This window comes from Kineococcus lubricus (assembly GCF_050871965.1).
Classification (GTDB): Bacteria; Actinomycetota; Actinomycetes; order Actinomycetales; family Kineococcaceae; genus Kineococcus.
In genome coordinates this window covers 13,425-32,757 of the sequence record NZ_JBJLSK010000025.1, presented here as the reverse complement: position 1 = coordinate 32,757, position 19,333 = coordinate 13,425, and the positions used below count along the sequence as shown (strand labels likewise).

At 75.6% G+C, this 19,333-nt stretch carries 15 protein-coding genes; 11 read left to right on the top strand and 4 right to left on the bottom strand.

Translation table 11 applies throughout. The features are described 5' to 3' along the window. The first annotated feature begins 69 nt into the window (after window positions 1–69). The gene (locus tag ACRYRX_RS17495) at window positions 70–3,414 is read left to right on the top strand and encodes a CHAT domain-containing protein (protein ID WP_432513840.1); all 3,345 of its coding nucleotides are present in this window, start codon (window positions 70–72) and stop codon (window positions 3,412–3,414) included. Window positions 3,415–3,484: 70 nt separating this feature from the next. Here ACRYRX_RS17495 and ACRYRX_RS17490 read toward each other — a convergent pair whose 3' ends face one another. Genes ACRYRX_RS17490 through ACRYRX_RS17480 form a run of 3 tightly spaced genes read right to left on the bottom strand, consistent with a single transcriptional unit; the run spans window position 3,485 to window position 7,013 of the window. Beyond that, window positions 3,485–5,668, bottom strand: a complete 2,184-nt coding sequence (locus tag ACRYRX_RS17490) for a YhgE/Pip domain-containing protein (RefSeq protein WP_432513839.1) — start codon at window positions 5,666–5,668, stop codon at window positions 3,485–3,487. Between the two features lie 11 nt (window positions 5,669–5,679). Further along, complete coding sequence (locus tag ACRYRX_RS17485; RefSeq protein WP_432513837.1) at window positions 5,680–6,372, bottom strand: ABC transporter ATP-binding protein; 693 nt, start codon at window positions 6,370–6,372, stop codon at window positions 5,680–5,682. After that, on the bottom strand, window positions 6,369–7,013 hold the full coding sequence (locus ACRYRX_RS17480) for a TetR/AcrR family transcriptional regulator (RefSeq protein WP_432513836.1): 645 nt from the start codon (window positions 7,011–7,013) through the stop codon (window positions 6,369–6,371). The genes ACRYRX_RS17485 and ACRYRX_RS17480 overlap by 4 nt, the downstream gene beginning before the upstream one ends. 174 nt (window positions 7,014–7,187) lie before the next feature. On the opposite strand from ACRYRX_RS17480, the gene ACRYRX_RS17475 reads away from it, so the two are divergent. Continuing rightward, window positions 7,188–9,017 (top strand): VanW family protein, encoded by a 1,830-nt coding sequence (locus ACRYRX_RS17475; RefSeq protein ID WP_432513834.1) that lies wholly within the window; start codon window positions 7,188–7,190, stop codon window positions 9,015–9,017. Window positions 9,018–9,020: 3 nt separating this feature from the next. Here ACRYRX_RS17475 and ACRYRX_RS17470 read toward each other — a convergent pair whose 3' ends face one another. Further along, window positions 9,021–9,365, bottom strand: a complete 345-nt coding sequence (locus ACRYRX_RS17470; protein WP_432513832.1) for a hypothetical protein — start codon at window positions 9,363–9,365, stop codon at window positions 9,021–9,023. A 255-nt stretch (window positions 9,366–9,620) separates the two neighbouring features. Between ACRYRX_RS17470 and ACRYRX_RS17465 the strand changes: the two genes are divergently transcribed. The 9 genes from ACRYRX_RS17465 (at window position 9,621) to ACRYRX_RS17425 (ending at window position 19,309) form a co-directional block, all read left to right on the top strand. Continuing rightward, entirely contained in the window at window positions 9,621–10,364 is a 744-nt protein-coding gene (locus tag ACRYRX_RS17465; RefSeq protein WP_432513829.1) for a YceI family protein, read from the top strand. A gap of 71 nt (window positions 10,365–10,435) precedes the next feature. Further along, window positions 10,436–12,082, top strand: a complete 1,647-nt coding sequence (locus ACRYRX_RS17460) for a PP2C family protein-serine/threonine phosphatase (RefSeq protein WP_432513828.1) — start codon at window positions 10,436–10,438, stop codon at window positions 12,080–12,082. Window positions 12,083–12,096: 14 nt separating this feature from the next. Further along, window positions 12,097–12,663 (top strand): peptide deformylase, encoded by a 567-nt coding sequence (gene def / locus ACRYRX_RS17455; RefSeq protein WP_432513826.1) that lies wholly within the window; start codon window positions 12,097–12,099, stop codon window positions 12,661–12,663. Beyond that, the gene (tsaD, locus tag ACRYRX_RS17450; RefSeq protein WP_432513823.1) at window positions 12,660–13,703 is read left to right on the top strand and encodes a tRNA (adenosine(37)-N6)-threonylcarbamoyltransferase complex transferase subunit TsaD; all 1,044 of its coding nucleotides are present in this window, start codon (window positions 12,660–12,662) and stop codon (window positions 13,701–13,703) included. Before def ends, tsaD begins: the two co-directional genes overlap by 4 nt. Before the next feature lie 64 nt (window positions 13,704–13,767). Next, a complete protein-coding gene (locus tag ACRYRX_RS17445; RefSeq protein ID WP_432513820.1) occupies window positions 13,768–14,466 on the top strand; it encodes a TerD family protein in 699 nt (232 codons plus the stop codon). A gap of 177 nt (window positions 14,467–14,643) precedes the next feature. Then, window positions 14,644–16,587 carry an acetate--CoA ligase gene (acs, locus tag ACRYRX_RS17440; protein WP_432513819.1) on the top strand — a complete coding sequence of 648 codons (1,944 nt, stop codon included), beginning with the start codon at window positions 14,644–14,646 and terminating at the stop codon, window positions 16,585–16,587. 69 nt (window positions 16,588–16,656) lie between these two features. After that, window positions 16,657–17,646, top strand: coding sequence for an endonuclease/exonuclease/phosphatase family protein (locus ACRYRX_RS17435; RefSeq protein WP_432513817.1), 990 nt, complete (start codon window positions 16,657–16,659; stop codon window positions 17,644–17,646). A 266-nt stretch (window positions 17,647–17,912) separates the two neighbouring features. Next, window positions 17,913–18,383, top strand: a complete 471-nt coding sequence (locus ACRYRX_RS17430) for a phage holin family protein (RefSeq protein ID WP_432513814.1) — start codon at window positions 17,913–17,915, stop codon at window positions 18,381–18,383. Continuing rightward, window positions 18,380–19,309: an alpha/beta fold hydrolase gene (locus tag ACRYRX_RS17425; RefSeq protein WP_432513890.1), complete on the top strand. Its 930-nt coding sequence runs from the start codon at window positions 18,380–18,382 to the stop codon at window positions 19,307–19,309. The genes ACRYRX_RS17430 and ACRYRX_RS17425 overlap by 4 nt, the downstream gene beginning before the upstream one ends. Window positions 19,310–19,333: the final 24 nt, after the last annotated feature.

The window sequence follows — 19,333 nt, the reverse complement described above, 5'->3', positions numbered from 1 at the left end:
GCGTGGCTCGAGCAGCGCGTGGTGGAGTGTTCCGGGAGGCAGAACGCGTCTTCGTTGCTCGGACCTGACGTGGAGGCCGTTCTGGAAGAGCTCGAAGCGCGGGCCGGTACGGACGACGGGCTGCGCAGGTCGCTGCTCTTCGCCCGGTGGTTCCGGTTCATCGACTCCCCGCTCGTCGACGGAGGGCGGGAGATCGCGGCGGCGGTGGCGCACGCCCGGCAGCTGGCCGGGTCCACCGAACTCCCCACGCTGCTGGTGCGTGCCCGAGACGCCGCGAATCCCGAGGACGTGTCCGGTCGCGCCACGGACCCCGCCTGGGTCCAGCGCATGGCAGAAGCCGACCCCCGGACGCTGCAGGCCCACCACGTGCACTTCGGGAGCATGGTCGAGGCGGCGGTGCCAGGCGACGACCGCGACCACTGGCTGGTCCTCCGGAGGCTGGCGGAGTACCGGCACGCGCTGGTCTTCCACCAGGACGAGCAGTGCGTCGTCCTCCTCGAACGACTCCACGGCCAGTTGCGGGACATGGTGAACAGCTGCCCGCACGACCTGTCCGTGGTTCTCGGAACGGTCGCCCTGGGGTGCCTGGGGCGAGCCGGTTCCTTCGCGAAAGGTCTGGACCTGCTCACGATCGCCCTCGATCGGGCGCCGGCCACGCGGGACCCGCAGGAGGTGGAGCAGTACGTCGCCAGCTGGTTCGGGCAGGTCCTGGAACGTTTCCCGGGGTTCTCAGAACTCGACGTCCCGGCCCTGCGACGTCTCGCCGACACCTGCGCCCGGGGTGCGGAACTGCTCACCGACGGCGGGCTCCGGGCGCACGTGGAGGAACTGGGAGCCCGTTCCCTGCGTTCGCTGCCGGACGACGTCGCGGACGAGGCCACCGCCCGCCGGGTCCTCGAACTGGCGCGCGCCTGCGCTGGACGTCCCGGGGCCTCGCGCACCTCGACGATCCTCCTCGCCGACGTGCTCGTCGAGCACTACCAGGCTTCCCCGGCGCCGGACGTCCAGGAGTTGCGGCGCGTCGAACCGCGCGTCCGGCAGTTGCTGGACGGTGACCTGGACCCTGCGGTGCGGAGCTCAGCCCGGCAGACGCACTTCACGCTGCGCCGCCTCCTGTGGGAGGACCGTCCCACCCCGGAAGACCTCGACGCGTTCGCGCAGGCGGCGGTGTCGTGGGCCGGCGAAGTCACCGACGAACAGCCGGCCGTCCTGTCGGACGTGGGCCTGCTCCTCGCGGTCCTGCACGACGAGACCGGGGACAGCCGGTTCCTCGAAGCCGGCGTCGACTTCTCCGCCCGCGCCGTCGACGGGGGAGCCGGCGACACCGACGCCGCGCGCTACCACGTGAACCACTCGCAGACCCTGATGCGCCGCTACCGCAGGACGCGTGAGGTGCCCGACCACGAGCGGGCGCAGGAATCCGCGCGAGCCGCGGTGGCGCTGAGCCGCTCCGCCGACGACCAGGCGCGGCGGCTGATCAACCTGGTGGCCGTCCTCGACAACGGCCCCCGTGGTCCCGGCGTGGCGCGCGAGGTCGAAGCTCTGAGGGCACGAGCCCGTTCCCTCTCGTCCGATGCGCTGCTCATGGGGGTGCTGCAGGCCAACGAGGCCAAGCTGCTGGACCGGGACCTCACGGTCGACAGTCCCCTCGCCGACTTCCGTGCCGTCGACGCTGCCGCGCGGGACGCCCTGGGTGGACTGGACCCGAGTTCCCACCTCCACGCCATCGCCCTGTTCAACCTCGCCCTGCAGTCCGGCTCGATCGGTTTCGTCAGCGGGGACGTCGCCGACTTCGCCCGAACCGCGGACGATTTCCGCAGAGCCGCTCAGCACCCGCGAACGTCCCGGGTCACAGCGGTGTCCGCCACGCAGGGGTGGGCGAAGTTCGCGCTGCTGGCAGGCGAGTTCGAGACCGCCGCAGAGGCCTACCGCAGGTCGATCGAGATGGAGGGACGGCACGTCTCGCGGGGCTTGGGCTCCGCGGACACCCAGGGCATCCTCGCCTCCAGCCTCCGGGAGAACATCAGCGGTCACGCCGCTGCCGCCTTCCTCGAGTGCGGGGACGTGGCGGGCGCGTTGCGGTGCTGGGAGAGCGCTCGCGCCCTGCTGGTCTCCCGTGCGCTGGCTTCGCGGGAACGTCTCGGCAGCGACCTGGGAGCCGGACGGGTGGGGGACCTCCTGAGGAAGCTGGACTGGACCCGGCCCGAGGAGGGCGAGCCGGTCCCCGGCGCCACCGGCGCGCTGGACGTCGTGCGAGAGGCCCTGGCCCGGCACCGCATGGACGGCGAGCTCCAGGAGCTGACGTCATCGGTGGACGACTTCCGGCTCCCCCGGCTCGAGGACCACGAGGTGGTCGTCGCGCTCTGCGTCAGCCACCACCGGTCGGACGCGATCGTCGTGCGGTCCAGCGGGATCACGAGCCTCCGGTTGCCCGGGGTGAGCGTCGAGTCGGTCCAGCGGGCAGGGCACCGCTTCCACGCCGCCCTCGCCCGGGCGCAGGAGCCGGCGCCCGCACCGGAGGGGCGGCGCGAGGCGGAGGCGGTCGTCGACTCCGTCCTGCGCTGGATGTGGGACACCGTCGGCGGGCCGGTCCTGGACCACCTGCGGATCTCGACGGGGCTCGACCCCGCGGGGCCGTGCCCGCGGGTGTGGTGGCTCACCTCCGGCGGGGCCGAGGTGCTGCCCTGGCACGCCGCGGGACGGCACTCGACCCGCTTCGACGACGCCCCGCAGACCGTGGTGGACCGCGTCGTCTCCAGCTGTGCGCCCTCGCTCCGCGCCTTCACGCACTCGCGCCGCTCGCGGGGGGACGGGCCTGCGGCGTCGCCGTCGCTGCTGGCGCTCGGCGTCCCCGTCACCCCCGGGCAGTGCGACCTCCCGGGGGCGAGGGCGGAGATCGACGCCATCGCCGACCTGTTCGGGACCGACTGCACCGTCCCGGACGCCAGGACGGCCGAGTCCCTGGTCACCGAGATCGCCGCCCACGCGAACTTCCACTTCGCCGGGCACTGCTCCGTCGACGTCGTCGACCCGTCGGCGAGCGCGCTGCTCCTGGCCGCGGACGGGGAGGGGCTCTCCTTCGGGGACGTGGCTCGCCTGGACCTCGACGCGTGGTGCTGCTTCCTGTCGGCGTGCTCGACCGCCGATCTGCGGGGGGCCCTGCCCGACGAGTCGCTGCACCTCGCCACCGCCTTCCAGCTGGCCGGGTTCCGTCACGTCGTCGCGACGATGTGGACCGTCCAGGACAGGGTGGCGCTGCAGGCCGCCCAGCTCTTCTACCGTCGCGGCGTCCTCTCGCCGGGGGTCGGCGCCCAGGAGGTGGCCCTCGCGCTGAACGAGACCGTGCGGACCCTGCGCAACCTGCGCGTGCACCAGCCCTCGAGCTGGGCCGGGTGGATCCACGTCGGCGGGTGAGCCGGCCGCCCGTCGTCGGTCCGTGTGCCCGGGCGTGAGGCGCTGTGATCGCGGGGGCGCCGACGCGGCCTCACAGCGACAGGCTGGGGTGCAGCTCGGCGACCGTCCACGTCCGCCGCCGGTGGCACGCCACCACCGTCACCCCCAGCGCCAGCACCCCGAACCCGGCCAGCACCGCCGCGTCCGCCCACACCGGGCCCGTCGCCGCGCCCGCGACGAGGTGCCGCAGGCCGTCCGCCGCGTACGACATCGGCAGGAACGGGTGGATGGCCTCGAAGAACGCCGGGGACGTCCCCACCGGGTAGGTCCCGCCCGCCGAGGTCAGCTGCAGGACCAGCAGCACCAGCGCGACCAGCCGGCCCACCCCGCCCAGCAGCGCGTTCAGGCACTGGTGCACCGCTGTGAAGACCACCGCGACCAGCGCCGCGAACGCCCCCGTCGCCACCGGGTGCGGCGAGGAGATGCCCACCGCCAGCCACAGGACCAGCCACAGGACCACGGCCTGCGCCACCCCCAGCAGCGCCCCCGGCGCCCACCCCGCCACGGCCACCCGCAGCGACGAGGCCGTCGAGGCCAGCGCCCGCTGCGAGACCGCCCGCAGCACCATGTACGTCACCATCCCGCCGACCCACAGCGCCACCGGCACGAACAGCGGGGCCAGGCCGTCGCTGTAGCGGGACACCGCGTGGTCCTTCACCCGCTCGGCGGCCACCGGCGCGGCGACGACCGCGGCGCGGTCGGTGCCCTCGTCGCCGTAGTCGGGGACGCGCTGCTGACCGTCGGCCAGCTGCGTGCGCAGCGACCCCGCGCCGTCGGCGAGCTGCTTCGTGCCCCCCGCCAGCGCGGACGCGCCGTCCTGGGCGCGGGAGGCGCCGTTCAGCAGCGCGACGGCCCCGTCGTCGACGCCGCCGGCGCCGGTCGCCAGCTGCTGCGCGCCGTCGGCGGCCGAGCGGGCCCCCGCCGCCAGCGTCGTCGTCCCCGCGGCGAGCGCGTCGGCCCCCTCGGCGGCCTGCGCGACGCCCTGCTCCAGCGCCGGGGCCGCCTGCGCCACCTGCTGCGCGCCCGTCGCGACCGCCGCCGCTCCCGCCGACAGCCGGTCCGCGCCCGCGGCGAGGGCGTCCACCTGCGTGCGGACCTGCTGCGCGGCCCCGGCCGGCGACCCGTCGGCGAGGGTCCGCTGCACCTGCTCCAGGGTCGCGACGGCCTGCGCGAGGGACTCGTCGCCGGGGTCGGCGGCGGCCTGCGCCCGGGCCCGCTCCAGCAGCTGCGCCACGACGGGGTCCAGGTCGCGGGCCGACTCCAGCGCGGGCAGGAGCCGGTCGGCGGCCTGCGCCAGCGCGTCGGCGCCCTCGGACACCTGACCGGTGCCGGTGGCGACCTGCGCGGCCCCGGCCGACAGCTCCGCGGTCCGGGCCGGCAGGTCCTGCGTCGCGGTCCGCAGCTGGTCCAGCCCGGAGGCCAGCCGCCCGGCCCCCTGCGCCGCGCCGTCGGCGCCCGCGGCGACCTGCGCGGTCCCGTCGGCCAGCTGCTGCGACCCCGCGCGCAGCGCGCCGGTGCCGTCGGCCAGCCGCGCCGCCCCCGACCCCAGGTCGCCCAGCCCGACGACCAGGGTGTTCGCGCCCTCGTCGGCCTGCTGCGCCCCGTCGGCCAGCTGACCGGCCCCGTCGGCGGCCTGCCCGAGGGAGTCGTGGACCTGCGAGAACGCGACGTACACGTTCTCCAGGTAGTCCGTCGTGGCGCCGGTGGCGACCTTCGTGCGGATCGTGGTGGCGATCGTGTTCGCGACCTGCCCCAGGATGTAGTTCTCGGCGTCGTCGGTCGTGACCGTCAGCCGGGCCTGCCGGGGGTCGTCCCCGCCGGTCGAGGCGAGCGCCGAGGAGAAACCCTCCGGGATGCGCAGGACCGCCGCGAACTCACCGTCCCGCAGCCCGTCCCGCGCCTGTTCCTCGGTCGCGGTCTCCCAGTGGAAACCGGCCGCGGCGTCGGGGCCGGTGAGCTCGCCGACGAGTTCGTCGCCGGCCGCCACGGTGCGCGGGGAACCGTCGACGCCCGTCACGGTCGCGGAGGAGTCGGAGTTCACGACCGCCGCCCGCAGGTTCGACAGGCGGCTCACCGGGTCGGTGTTCGACCACAGGTACAGGCCGCCGTACAGCAGCGGGACGACCACCACCGCCACCAGCGCCAGCTTCGTGATCGTCGCGCGCCGGAACCGGGCCAGTTCCAGGCCGGGGAGGGAGAACCTGGGCAGTTTCACTGTTCGTCCTGTCACAGCTGGGGGAGGTCGAGGAGGGTGCGGCCGTCACCGGGGTGCCAGCGGACGTCGGAGGTGTCGGAGCAGCTGGCCACGACCGTCAGGCCCGGCTGCTGCTCCCGCAGCGCGGCCAGCGATTCCCAGGCCCGGCGGCGGTCCTCGCTGCGGCGCAACGAGTCCACGTCGTCGACGACGAGGACGTCGGGGCGGCCGATGAGGGCCAGCACGACGCCGAGCGTCATGCGTTCCAGCGGGTCGATGTCGCTGACGAACTCCCGAGGCCGCAGCGCGGGGACGTCGGCCCCGGCCTCGGCCGTGCGGGCCAGCGCCCGCTCGACGCGGTGCAGCTGCTCGGCGACCTGCTCCTCGCCCACCCACGGCCGGTGCCACGGCTGGTGCAGGACGAGGCGCTCGGCGACGTGCTGCTCCACGGTGAGGGCGTCGTCGAGCTCGTTGACGCCGCGCACCTCGGCGAGCGCGACCCGGCGGCGGACCGAGCGGGCCCGGGCGGGCAGTTCCTCGCCCAGGACGCTCAGCCGCCCGGCGGTCGGTCGCATCCGGCCGGCCAGCGTCAGCAGCAGCGACGTCTTCCCGGCTCCCGCGCGACCGCGCACCACCAGCGTCGAGCCGGCGGGCACGTCGAGGTCGACGCCGGAGTAGACGGTGCGCCCGCCCGCGCGCAGTCCCAGGCCCTCGGCGCTGATCACGACGGGACCTCCCCGGTGGACTCCTCGGTGGACTCCTCGGTGAACGCCGCGAGCGTCGCGCTCAGCAGGCGCGTCCCCACCCCGGGGCCCTCGCCCAGCAGCGTGGAGGTGACCAGGCCCTCGTGGGCGGTGACGAGCGCGCGGACGAGGTCGTCGGCGCCGACGGCGGGCCGGCGCCCGATCCGGTGCAGCGCCGCGACGAGGACGGGGGCCAGTTCGGCCCGCAGCCGCGCGCGGTGCTCGGCCAGGGCGGCGGCGGCGTCGGGGTTGCGCAGCGCCTGCGCGGTGAACTCGGCCCGCACGGCGTGCCACTGCCGGTCGACGGGCAGGACCTCCAGGACGTGCCCGACGACCTGGTCGAGGTCGGTGCCGGGCAGGCCGTCGGCGAGGCGTTCGGTGACGCGGTCGACGAGCGCGGCGGCCTGGGAGGTGTAGAGGGCGGCGACGACGTCGTCCATGGTGGCGAAGTTGGAGTAGAAGGCGCCGCGGGTGAACCCGGCGCGCTCGCAGACGCTCTCGACGCTGCTGCGGGCCAGGCCCTGCTCGCCGAGGACGTCGAGGGCGGCGGCCAGCAGGCGGGCCCGGGTCTGCTCGCGGCGCCGCGTGGTGCGCGCGTCGGGGCCGGGCGGGGCGGTGGTCACGGTCCCAGGGTAGGGCATTCCGATACGAAATGCATCCGATGCGTTGTGCATCGCGGTGGGTGGTCCTGGGAAGGGCACGTGAACGGCACGTGGGGAGCACACCGGGCTCCTAGGCTGGACCCGCGGACGCGTCCTGCGTCCCGCGACGGGGGATCACAGCAGGGGGCACGACAGGTGACGAACACCGACCAGCCGGCGCAGCAGGAGACGGGACGGCCCGCGGCCCGGCCCCGCCGCAGCTGGGCCCGACGGCCGACCACCTGGATCGGGCTCGGCGCCGTCGTCGCGGCCGGCGGGTACTGCGCCGCGGCCCTCGCCCTCGGCGGCCACGCCCCCCGCGGCACCACCGTCCTGGGCGCCGACGTCGGCGGCCGGGACCGCGCCGGCGTCGAACGGGTCCTCGGCGAGCGCGCCCGGGAACTGCAGACCCGGCCCCTGGCCCTGCAGGTCACCGGTGCCGGCGCCGCCGCCGGCGGCCAGCTCGTCCCGGCCGACTCCGGCCTCGCGATCGACGTCCCCGGCACCGCCGAACGCCTCACCGGGCCCGCCTGGAGCCCCGCCGACCTGTGGCGCCACGTCGCCGGCGGGACCGCCACGGCCCCCGACGTCGACGTCGACACCGGCGCCCTCACCGCCGCGCTGCGGCCCCTGGCCGACTCCGTCGCGCTCGCCCCCGTCGAGGGGGCCGTCACCTTCGACGTCCGCGACGGCGGCGTCGTCGAACCCGCCGTGACCGCCCCCGCCGCCGGCCGCACCCTCGACGCCGGCGCCGCCGCCGGGACCGTCGCCGCCGGCTGGCTCGGCGGTGGCCCCCTCACCCTGGAGGCCGCCGTCGCCGAACCCAGCGTCGACGCCGCCGGCATCCAGGCCGCCGTCGACACCATCGCCCGGCCCGCCGTCGCCGGGGACCTCGTCGTCGCCGGCGGCGGGCGCGAGGCGACCATCGCCCCCGCCGGGTTCGCCCCCGCGCTCGCGGTCCGGCCCGTGGACGGGCAGGCCGCCCTCGTCGTCGACGGGCCCCGCCTCCAGGCCGCGCTCGTCGCGGCCGACCCCCAGTTCGAGACCGCCCCGCAGGACGCCCGCATCCAGATCGCCGGGGACGTCCCGCAGGTCGTGCCCGCCGTCACCGGCCGGGCCGCCCCCGTGGAGGACCTCGCCGCGGCCGCCGCGAAGGCCCTCACCGGGACGGCCCCCACGCGCCGCGCCGAGGTGCAGCTCGTGGAGAGCCAGCCGGAGCTGACGACCGAGGAGCTGAACGGCCTCGGCATCCGCGAGCGGATCTCCACGTTCGCGACGACCCTGACGTCCGACGCGAAGCGCACCGAGAACATCCGCATCGCGGCCGGGTACGTGAACGGCACGATCCTGCGCCCGGGGGAGGAGTTCTCCCTCAACGACACCGTCGGGGAGCGGACCGCCGCGCGCGGGTTCAACAAGGCGCCCGTCATCTCCAACGGCCGCCTCGTCGACGACTACGGCGGCGGCGTCTCGCAGCTGTCGACGACCCTGTTCAACAACGTGTTCTTCGCCGGGCTCGACGAGCTGGAGCACAAGCCGCACTCGCTCTACATCTCCCGCTACCCCGAGGGGCGGGAGGCGACGCTGGACTGGCGCAGCATCGACAACCGCTTCCGCAACGACTCCGGGCACGGCGTGTACATCGAGGCCGGGATCGTCGGGAACAAGGTCGTCGTCTCGATGTACGGGACGAGGTTCATGGACGTGGAGTCCATCACCTCCCCGCGCCGCAACGTCCGCCCCGGCCGCACCGTGTACGACACCTCGGCGTCGTGCCGCCCGAACCCCACCCCGCACACCGGGTTCACGGTCGACGTCACGCGGGTCATGACGCCGGTCGGCGGGGGCCCGCAGCAGCGGGAGACGTGGACGACCACCTACAACACCGACAACCGGGTGGTCTGCGGGCCGGACCCGTCGGCGCCGAAGCCCGCGCCCACCGCGCCCGCGCCCGCCGCGTCGGCGCCCGCGGCGCCCCCGGCGTAGCGGTCAGAGGGGGATGACGTCCAGGTCGACCGCGCGCACGGGCCACAGGTCCAGGTCGAACCGGACGCCCGGCAGGGCGTGGCTCAGCTCGGACTGCAGGCGGAACCCCTCGCTGGCGTAGGCCGTGCAGGACGAGGGGGAGTCCCAGCCGCACAGGTCGACGGGGTGGTGCTCGTCGAAGTAGGCCTGCCACCGCAGGAGACCGGTGCGCAGGTGCTCGTCCAGCCCCAGGTCGTCCAGGTGCGTGAGGCTGAGGACGAAGCCGCCGAGGTCGGCCGGCGCCCACACGGGCGTCGGGGCCAGGTAGTCGCTCATGAGACGCAGCCGCTCAAGTCGCTCGAAAGGCACCCGTCGAGGGTAGGCCCTCCGCGCGGGTGCTTCGAGCCGTCGGGCCCCTACTGCCGCAACCGTTCAGCGCGACCATCCAACGACGTGGCGTCGTAGTCGGGCGATCCCGGCTGTCGACAGTCGATCACCCGGGCGTCGATGAACGTTCACCCAGCGTTGTCGACAGCGCAGTCACAGCTCCGTCGGTGAACCTGCGCCCCGGCCCCCTCGTGACGCCGGGGAGCAGCCCGCGCCCCCGACCCCGAGGTGACCGCCATGAGCAGCACGTCCACCACCGACCGCCCCCCGACCCCCGGCCGCCGCCCCCGGCGGCGCGGCCCGTGGATCGCCCTGGCGGTCCTGGCCGCCCTGCTCGCCGTCGCCGCCCTCGTCGGCCCCCGCGTCTACGCCGCCCTCGCCGACGACGCCGCCGCCCCGCTGGCCACCGCCGGGGCCACCCCGGCCACCACACCCACCGCCGCCTCCGACGACGCCACCCTCGACGGCCCCTGGACCATCACCCCCGGCGGCACCGCCGGGTACCGCGTCGAGGAGGTCCTCAACGGCCAGGACGTCACCGTCACCGGCCGCACCGACCAGGTCAGCGGCGCCCTGACGGTGGCCGCCGGGCAGCTCACCGCCGCCACCGTCTCCGTCGACCTCGCCAGCGTCACCACCGACTCCAGCCAGCGCGACAACCAGTTCCGCAGCAGCCGCATCATGGACGTCGAGCAGCACCCCACCGCCGACCTCACCCTCACCGAGCCCGTCCCCCTCGGCGGCCTCGACGTCGGCTCCACCCTCGCCGTGGACCTCGTCGGCACCCTGACGCTCAAGGGCACCACCCGCGACGTGACGATCCCCGCGACCGTCCAGCGCACCGCCGAGGACGCCGTCACCGTCACCGGCTCCCTCGACCTCACCTGGTCCGACCACGGCGTCCAGGCCCCCGACCTCGGGTTCGTGTCCGTCCAGGACACCGGCACCGTCGAGTTCTCCGTCAGCGCCGCCCCCGCCTGAGCGGTGCCCGGGCGGGAGCCGGATGCCGCCGAAGCGCTGCGGGAGGTGAGGACCCTCCCTACGCTGAGCCCATGTCGTCCGCGGGAGCGGTGGACCCGCTGCTCCTGCGCGCGTGGCACGAGGTCTCCGAAGGGATCATGGTGCTCGACGCCCGGCAGTGGCGCGTCGAGCACGTCAACGCCGCCGGCGCCGCGATCTACGGGCTCGCCCCCGCCGACCTCACCGGCAAGCTGCTCTCGGAGGTGTTCCCCGCCGCCGTCGGCGGCGACTTCCACGCCGAGCTGCGCCGCACCCGCGCCGAGGGCGGCCTCGTCACCTGGTCCGGCGCCGTCCCCGGCACCGGCCGCTGGATCGCCGTGCGCGCCCAGCGCGTCGAGACCGCCCCCGGCGCCAAGGTCCTGTGCTCCTTCCGCGACGTCACCGCCGAGCACGCCCTCGAGGTCGAGCGCGACGAGCTGACCCGCTCCCTGGAACGCTCCCTGGAGCACACCACCCGCCTGCTGCACCTGTCCGAGACGCTCACCGCCACCCGCACCGTCACCGACGTCGCCGCCGCGGCGGCCGCCGTCGCCCGCGACGGCTTCGGCGCCGCCTACGCCGCCCTGTCCGTCGTCGACCACGAACGACGGCTGCTGCGCACCCCCTTCACCGGCGAGTACGCCCCCGGCGCGCAGCAGCAGTGGCAGGACCTGCCCCTCGACGGCCCCGGCCCCGGCACCCTCGCCCTGCGGCAGGGCCACCCCCGCTTCGACGACGCCACCAGCCTGCGCACGAACTTCCCCGACCTCGCCCACCGCTGGGAAGCCGGGCGGGTCCGCTACCTCGCGACCGTCCCGCTCGTCGCCGCCGGCCGCACCCTCGGCCTGCTCACCATGGTCTGGCACGAGGACCTCGAACTGTCCGAGAACCAGCGCGCCATGCTCGTCGCGCTGGCCTCCTACTCCACCCAGGCCCTCCAGCGCGCCCTGCTCCTCGACGAGCGGACCGCCGCCGCCCGCACCCTCCAGACGTCGATGCTCACCCGCGACCTGCCCCAGGTCGGCGACCTCGAGCTCGTCGCCCGCTACGTCCCCGCCCACGCCGGCGACCAGGTCGGCGGCGACTGGTACGACGGCGTCCTGCTGCCCGACGGGACGACCCTGCTCGTCATCGGCGACGTCGCCGGCCACGACATCACCGCCGCCGCCGAGATGGGGCAGCTGCGGATCGCGCTGCGCGCCCTCGCCGTCGACCGCGACGACCCGCCCGCCGAGCTGCTCGACCGCCTCGAGTCCGTCGTCGACTCCTTCCGCTCCGACGCGATCCTCGCCAGCTGCCTCGTCGCGCGCGTCGAGCAGGACGGGGCCGCCCGCGCGGCCGGGCTCCGGACCCTGCGCTGGGCCAACGCGGGCCACCCGCCGCCGGTCCTGGTGCTGCCCGACGGCACCGCCCGCGTCCTGGGCGCCGCCCCCGACCTCCTCCTGGGCGTCGGGGCCGGCCGCCGCACCGACCACGTCGTCGACGTCCCCGCCGGCTCCACGCTGCTGCTGTACACCGACGGCCTCGTCGAACGCCGCGACGACGACCTGGACGCCGGGACCGAGCGGCTGCGGGCCGAGGCGTCCGCCCTCGCCGGCGCCGACCTCGCCGACGGCCTGGACCGGCTGCTCGCCCGGCTGCGCGGCCAGGCCGACGACGACGTCGCGCTGCTCGCCGTCCGGTTCCACCCGCACGCCTGACCTACGATCTCCCGGTGAGCGAGCGGGAACCGATCGTCTTCGAGGGCCGGACCGGGGTCGTGCACCCCATCACGCGGTACTGGACCCCCGTCCTGCACCGCCCCTGCACCCCCGTCACCGCCTTCGACGACGCCCTCGTGCAGCTCGTCGCCGACATGTTCGCCTCCATGGACGCCGCCGACGGGGTGGGCCTGGCCGCCAACCAGATCGGCGTGGACGCCCGCGTGTTCGTCGTCGACTGCCCCGACGCCCGCAGCGAGGAGACCGGCGAGAACGTCGTCGCGCACGTCGTGAACCCCGTCCTGCACCTGCCCACCGGCCGCAGGCGCCGCCTCGACCTCGACGGCGAGGGCTGCCTGTCGGTGCCGGGGGAGTACGCCGAGCTGGCCCGCCCCGACACCGCCGAGGTCACCGGCGTCGACGTCCACGGCGCCCCCGTGCGGATCGTGGGGACCGGGCTGCTCGCCCGCTGCCTGCAGCACGAGGCCGACCACCTCGACGGCGTCGTCTACGTCGACCGGCTGCCGGCCGGGGAACGCGAGCAGATCCTCGCCGCCGCCGGGCTGGAGGGCCCCGCGTGATCGTCCTGGGGGTCGAGTCCAGCTGCGACGAGACCGGCGTCGGCCTCGTCAGCGACGGCGTCCTGCTCGGCGACGCGCTCGCCTCCAGCATGGACGCGCACGCCCGGTTCGGCGGCGTCGTCCCCGAGGTCGCGGCCCGCGCCCACCTGGAGTCCATGCTGCCGGTGCTGCACGAGGCCCTGGAGAAGGCGTCCCTGGGGCTCGGCGACGTCGACGCCGTCGCCGTCACCGCCGGACCGGGCCTGTCGACGGCCGTGCAGGTCGGGCTCGCCTCGGCCAAGGCGCTGGCGTTCGCCCTCGGCAAGCCGCTGTACGGCGTGCACCACCTCGCCGGGCACGCCGCCGTCGACGTCCTGGAGCACGGGCCGCTGCCGCCGCGGTGCGTGGCGCTCGTCGTCAGCGGCGGCCACACGTCGCTGCTGCTGCTCGGCGACCTGGGCCGGGACCCGATCGTGCACCTGGGCGACACCATCGACGACGCCGCCGGGGAGGCGTTCGACAAGGTCGCCCGCGTGCTGGGGCTGGGGTACCCCGGCGGGCCGGTCGTCGACCGCGTCGCCCGCGACGGCGACCCGCACGCCATCGCCTTCCCCCGCGCCCTGTCCCGGCCCTCCGACCCCGCCTACGGGTTCTCCTTCTCCGGGGTGAAGACGGCCGTGGCGCGCTGGGTCGAGGCCCGCGTCGACGCCGGCGGCGAGGTGCCCGTCGCGGACGTCGCCGCCAGCTTCCAGGAGGCCGTCGCCGACGTCCTGACCCGCAAGGCGCTCGCGGCCTGCCGCGAGCACCGCGTCGGGACGCTGCTGCTCGTCGGCGGGGTCGCGGCCAACTCCCGCGTCCGGGCGCTGGCCGAGGAGCGGTGCGCCGCGGCGGGTGTGGAGCTGCGGGTGCCGCCGATCCGGTTGTGCACCGACAACGGGGCGATGATCGCCGCCGTCGGCGACCTGCTGGTCCGCGCCGGCGCCCCCGCCTCCGGCCTGGACCTGGGCGCGGACCCGTCCGCGCCGCTGACGGGGGCCCTGCTGGCCGGTCCCTGGACCTGAGGCACTTCCCGGCCCGTGCGTACGTTGGGTCCTGCGAACCCCTCGAGCGAAAGGTGTCGGACCCGTGGCGATCGACTACTCGAAGAAGGCGAACGACCCTGAACCGCCCGCGGGCGGGGGAGGTGGCGTGTCGCTGTCGAAGGTCACGCTGACGAAGGCGGCGCCCAAGGTCTCGCTGTCCAAGTCCGGCGCCACCGGCGGCACCCTGCGCGTGCACCTGGCCTGGAACGCGCGCCCGGCCGCGGCCCCCGCCTCCGGCGGCGGGTTCTTCTCCAAGCTCAAGGCCGCCGCCGCCCCGCAGAGCGGCATCGACCTCGACCTCGGCGCCCTGTACGAGTTCACCGACGGCTCCAAGGGCGTCGTGCAGGCCCTCGGCAACGCCTTCCGCGACGCCGGCGCCGGCGACCCCGTCGTCTGGCTCGACGGCGACGACCGCACCGGCGGCGGCGGGGAGAACCTGTTCGTCGACCTGCGCGACGCGGCCCGCATCAAGCGCATCCTCGTGTTCGCCTTCATCTACGAGGGCGTCCCGAACTGGGCCGCCGCCGACGGCGTGGTGACGCTGCACCCGGTGTCGGGCCCCGAGATCGAGGTGCGCCTCGACGAGCACGACGACCGCTCGCCCATGTGCGCCATCGCGCAGATCGTCTCCGACGGCCGGGAGATCTCGGTGCAGCGCGAGGTGCGGTACGTGCAGGGCGGGCAGCAGGCCCTCGACGAGGCCTTCGGGTGGGGCATGCGCTGGCGGACCGGGCGCAAGTAGCCCCCGCGGCGCGTCCCCGGCGGGAACGCCGGCTCCCCGGTGACGACCGTCGGCACCGGGGAGCCGACGTCCCCCCTCGTCCGCCGCACCCCGGGGCCACCTCGCAACGCGTCCGCAACCGGGGACGGCTAGCCTCGTCGCGAGATCCACGAGGGCAGTCTGTCGAGGAGGACGACCGTGACCACGCAGAGCGATGCGGTGCCGACGGTGGCGCCCGACCCCGAGTTCGCGCAGCAGGCCGTGGCCCAGCCCGACCTGTACGAGCGCGCCGCCGCCGACCGGCTCGGGTTCTGGGCCGAGCAGGCCCGCGAGAACGTCACCTGGGACACCGACTTCACCGACGTCCTGGACTGGAGCGACCCGCCGTTCGCGAAGTGGTTCGTCGGCGGGAAGCTCAACGTCGCCGTCAACTGCGTCGACCGGCACGTCGCGGCCGGGCACGGCGACCGCGTCGCCTTCCACTTCGAGGGCGAACCGGGCGACACGCGGACGGTCACCTACGCCGACCTGCACGAGCAGGTGCAGCGCGCCGCGAACGTCCTGGAGGGTCTCGGTGTCCGGGCCGGGGACCGCGTCGCCATCTACCTGCCGATGCTCGTGGAGTCCGTCGTCGCGATGCTGGCCTGCGCCCGGCTGGGGGCGGCCCACTCGGTCGTGTTCGGCGGTTTCTCCGCCGACGCGCTGAACTCCCGCGTCAACGACGCGCAGGCCAAGCTCGTCATCACCTGCGACGGCTCCTACCGCCGCGGCAAGCCGACCACGCTCAAACCCGCCGTCGACGCCGCGCTGGCCAAGGGCGCCCCGTCCGTCACGAACGTGCTCGTCGTGAAGCGCAACGGCGAACCGGTGGACTGGGTCGAGGGCCGCGACGTGTGGTGGCACGAGGCGCTGGCAGCGGCTGCGCCGCAGCACGAGGCGCAGGCGTTCGACGCGGAGAACCCGCTGTTCGTCCTCTACACCTCCGGCACCACCGGCAAGCCCAAGGGCATCCTGCACACCTCCGGCGGGTACCTCGTCCAGACCGCGTACACGACGAAGAACGTCTTCGACGTCCGCCCCGAGCGCGACGTGTACTGGTGCACCGCCGACGTCGGCTGGGTCACCGGGCACTCCTACGTCGTGTACGGGCCGCTGGCCAACGGCCTCACCCAGGTCATCTACGAAGGCACCCCCGACACCCCCGACAAGGACCGCTGGTGGTCCATCGTGGAGAAGTACCGCGTCACCGTCCTGTACACCGCCCCCACCGCGATCCGCACCTGCATGAAGTGGGGCGAGGAGTTCCCCGCCCGCCACGACCTGTCGTCCCTGCGGGTCCTGGGCAGCGTCGGGGAGAACATCAACCCCGAGGCGTGGAACTGGTACCGCCGCGTCATCGGCGCCGACCGCACCCCCATCGCCGACACCTGGTGGCAGACCGAGACCGGCGCCCAGATGATCGCCCCGCTGCCGGGCGTGACGGCGCTGAAGGCGGGCTCGGCGCAGGTGCCGCTGCCGGGCATCGTGGCCGAGGTCGTCGACGACGCCGGGGACCCCGTGCCGCACGGGCAGCCCGGGTACCTCGTGCTCACCGAGCCGTGGCCGGCGATGCTGCGCGGCATCTGGGGCGACGAGCAGCGGTTCAAGGACACGTACTGGTCCCGCTTCCCGGGCCGCTACTTCGCCGGTGACGGCGCCAAGCGCGACGCCGACGGCGACATCTGGCTCCTCGGCCGCGTCGACGACGTCATGAACGTCTCCGGGCACCGGCTGTCCACCGCCGAGATCGAGTCCGCGCTCGTGTCCCACCCCGACGTGGCCGAGGCCGCCGTCGTGGGAGCCACCGACGAGACCACCGGGCAGGCCGTCGTCGCGTTCGTCATCCTGCGCGGCGGGCACGAGCAGGGGCCGGACACCGTGGCGGACCTGAGGAACCACGTGGCGAAGGAGATCGGGCCCATCGCCAAACCGAAGTCGATCATGGTGGTGGCCGAGCTGCCCAAGACCCGCTCGGGCAAGATCATGCGCCGGCTGCTGCGGGACGTCGCCGAGCACCGCGCCCCCGGCGACGTCACCACCCTGACCGACTCCTCGGTCATGGACGCCATCACCGCGGGCATGGACAAGGCTCCCCAGGACTGACGCCCGACCTCCACCGCACCCCCGCGCCCGCAGCACCACCCGGGCGCGGGGGTGCGTCACCGTGGAGGGGTGCAGACCCGACCCCGCCGCAGGATCACCGGGACCGTCGTCGCCACCGGGGTCGTCGCCGCGGGCGCGGCCCTCGCCGGTGCCCCCGACTGGTTCGGGCTCGCCGGGGCGCGGCCCTTCGTGTGGACCGTCCCGTTCCGCGTCCCCGTCGGCCTCGGGCTGGCCGGGCTGGCCGTCGCGACCGGGCTCGCGGGCCTGCGGTGGCGCCGGGCCCTGCCCGCGGCGACGGCGCTGGCGCTGGCCGCGGCCGGTTCGCTGGGCACGACCGCCGCCCGCGGCGCGTCGGCCGGGCAGCTGCCCGCCGCCCGCGGCGGCGACGTGACGTTCCTGGCCGCCAACGTCCTGAAGGACCGCGCCGACCCCGCCGCGGTCGCGGAGCTGGCCGTCGCCGCGGACGCCGACGCCGTCTCGCTGCCGGAGGCGACGCACGCCTTCGCCGCCGACGTCGCCGACCGCGTCCGGGCCCGCACCGGCACCCGCTTCCAGGTCTTCCACCGCGCCGACCGCGACGGCCGCCACGGGACGGCCCTGCTCGTCTCCGACCGGCTGGGGGAGTACCGCGCCACCGGGGAGCTGACCGACGGGCTCAAGGCCGTCGTCACCGCCGCCCCCGTCGGCGGCGACGGCCCCGTGCTGGCCGCCGCGCACACCGCGGCCCCCGTCCCCGGCCTCCTGGACGCGTGGGCCGTGGAGGTGCGGGCCGTCGCCGACTGGTGCGCGCGGACCCCCGGCGCCCTCCTGGCCGGTGACCTGAACGCCACCCTCGACCACCCCGGCCTGCACCTGCGCGGGTCCTGCGTCGACGCCGGCGAGCAGACCGGCACGGGCGCGCGCGGCACCTCGCCGGCGAGGGTGCCCGCACTCGCCGGCGCCACCATCGACCACGCCCTGGCCGACGGGAACCGTTGGCGCGCCGTCGGTTCGCGTGTCGCGGACCTCACCGGCAGTGACCACCGCGCGGTGATCGCCCGGTGGCGGCCGGTCGACTGAGCGCCGCGCCGCTGCTCCGACCGGGGGAAACCCCGCACCACCCGCGACCGCTTCGGCCGAACGCCCGCCGCGCCCGCCCCGGCGCCGTACTGTCGTCCTGGTCGTCGCTCGTCCCCCTGTGCGAGAGCGGCCCCTGCGTCGCCGTCGGTCCCCCCGCCGGCGGCGACGCGTCCCCCTGCCGGTGCACCCGCTCGACGCAGCTCCTAGGCTCTGGCCCTGCGCCCCGACTCCCGTGCGGGCAGCGCGACCGTCCTAGGAGGATCTGGATGACCACCCTGAACGACCGTCCCGTCGGGGCCCCCGAACGCACGATCGGTCAGCTCGTGGCCGACGCGACGAAGGACGTCACCGAGCTCGTCCGCTACGAGATCGCCCTGGCCAAGGCGGAGATCACGGCCGACGTGAAGAACGGCGCCATCGGTGGCGCCCTGTTCGCCGTCGCCGGCGTCTTCGGCTTCGTCGCGTTCGTCTTCCTCGGGGTGACCGTCGCCTACGCGCTGCACGAGGGCGCCGGCTGGCCCGTGTGGCTGAGCTTCCTGGTCGTCGCCGTCGCGATGCTCCTCGTCGCCGGGATCGCCGCCGCGATCGGCTTCGGCCGCGTCAAGCAGGTCCGCCCGCCCGAGCGCACCATCCGCACCTCCAAGGACAGCGTCGCCGCGATCAAGGCCGCCGCCACCGGCAAGCCCGTCGCGAAGACCATCGCGGCCCCCACCGGCGCGCGCCGCCTCGAGCACTGACCCCGCACCCCGCCAGCGACGCCACCGACGTCTCCGCCGTCCTCGTCGAGGGCCCCTGGCGGCACCGGCTCGTCGCCGCGCACGGGGCGCGGTTCCACGTCGCCGAGCTCGGTGAGGGCCCGCTCGTCCTGCTGCTGCACGACTTCCCGCAGTTCTGGTGGGCGTGGCGGGCCCAGCTCGTCGCGCTCGCCTCGGCGGGGTACCGGGCCGTCGCGATGGACCTGCGCGGGTACGGCGCCTCGGACAAGCCGCCGCGCGGGTACGACACCCCGACGTCGGCGGCCGACGTGGCCGCCGTCGTCCGGGCCCTGGGGGAGCGCGACGCCGTCGTCGTGGGCCTGGGCATCGGGGGCCGCACGGCGTGGGCGCTGCCGTCGCTGCACCCCGAGCAGGTCCGCGGCGTCGTCGTGGTCGGCGCGGCCCACCCGCTGCTGAGCGGGCACGTCCTGCGGGACCGGCTCGGGCGGCCCGCCGGGTTCGACACCACCCGCACCGCGTTCTGGCGGCAGCTGCCCGCCCTGCCCGAACGGTCCTTCCTGCGCGGCGACGGCGTCGAGCGGGTCCTGCGGGAACGCTCGGGCCCCGGCTGGCCGGCCGCCGAGGACGTCGCCCGCTACGCCGAGGCGATCCGGGTGCCGTTCGTGGCGCACTCGGCGCTGGAGTACCACCGCTGGATCGCCCGGTCCGCCGTGCGGGCCGACGGCCGCCGCTTCGCGGCCGCGCTGCGCGGCGGCGTGCACGTCCCGGTGCTGCAGGTCCGCGGGGAGCTCGACCCGACGGTCTCGACGGCGACGCTGGAGGCCGCGGCCCGCTTCGCCCACGGCCCGCACCGCCTCGAGGAGGTCCCCGGCGTCGGGCACTACGTGCCGGAGGAGGCCCCCGAGCGGCTCGCCCCGCTCCTGGCCGGCTGGCTCGCCCGGTGGTGACGCGCCCTGCGGGCCGACTCCCGC

Excerpts from the sequence above, each read along its gene's own strand:
- ACRYRX_RS17465 (WP_432513829.1), top strand. The coding sequence starts at position 9,621 with ATGAGCAGCACGTCCACCACCGACCGCCCCCCGACCCCCGGCCGCCGC.
- ACRYRX_RS17460 (WP_432513828.1), top strand. The coding sequence starts at position 10,436 with ATGTCGTCCGCGGGAGCGGTGGACCCGCTGCTCCTGCGCGCGTGGCAC.
- ACRYRX_RS17430 (WP_432513814.1), top strand. The coding sequence starts at position 17,913 with ATGACCACCCTGAACGACCGTCCCGTCGGGGCCCCCGAACGCACGATC.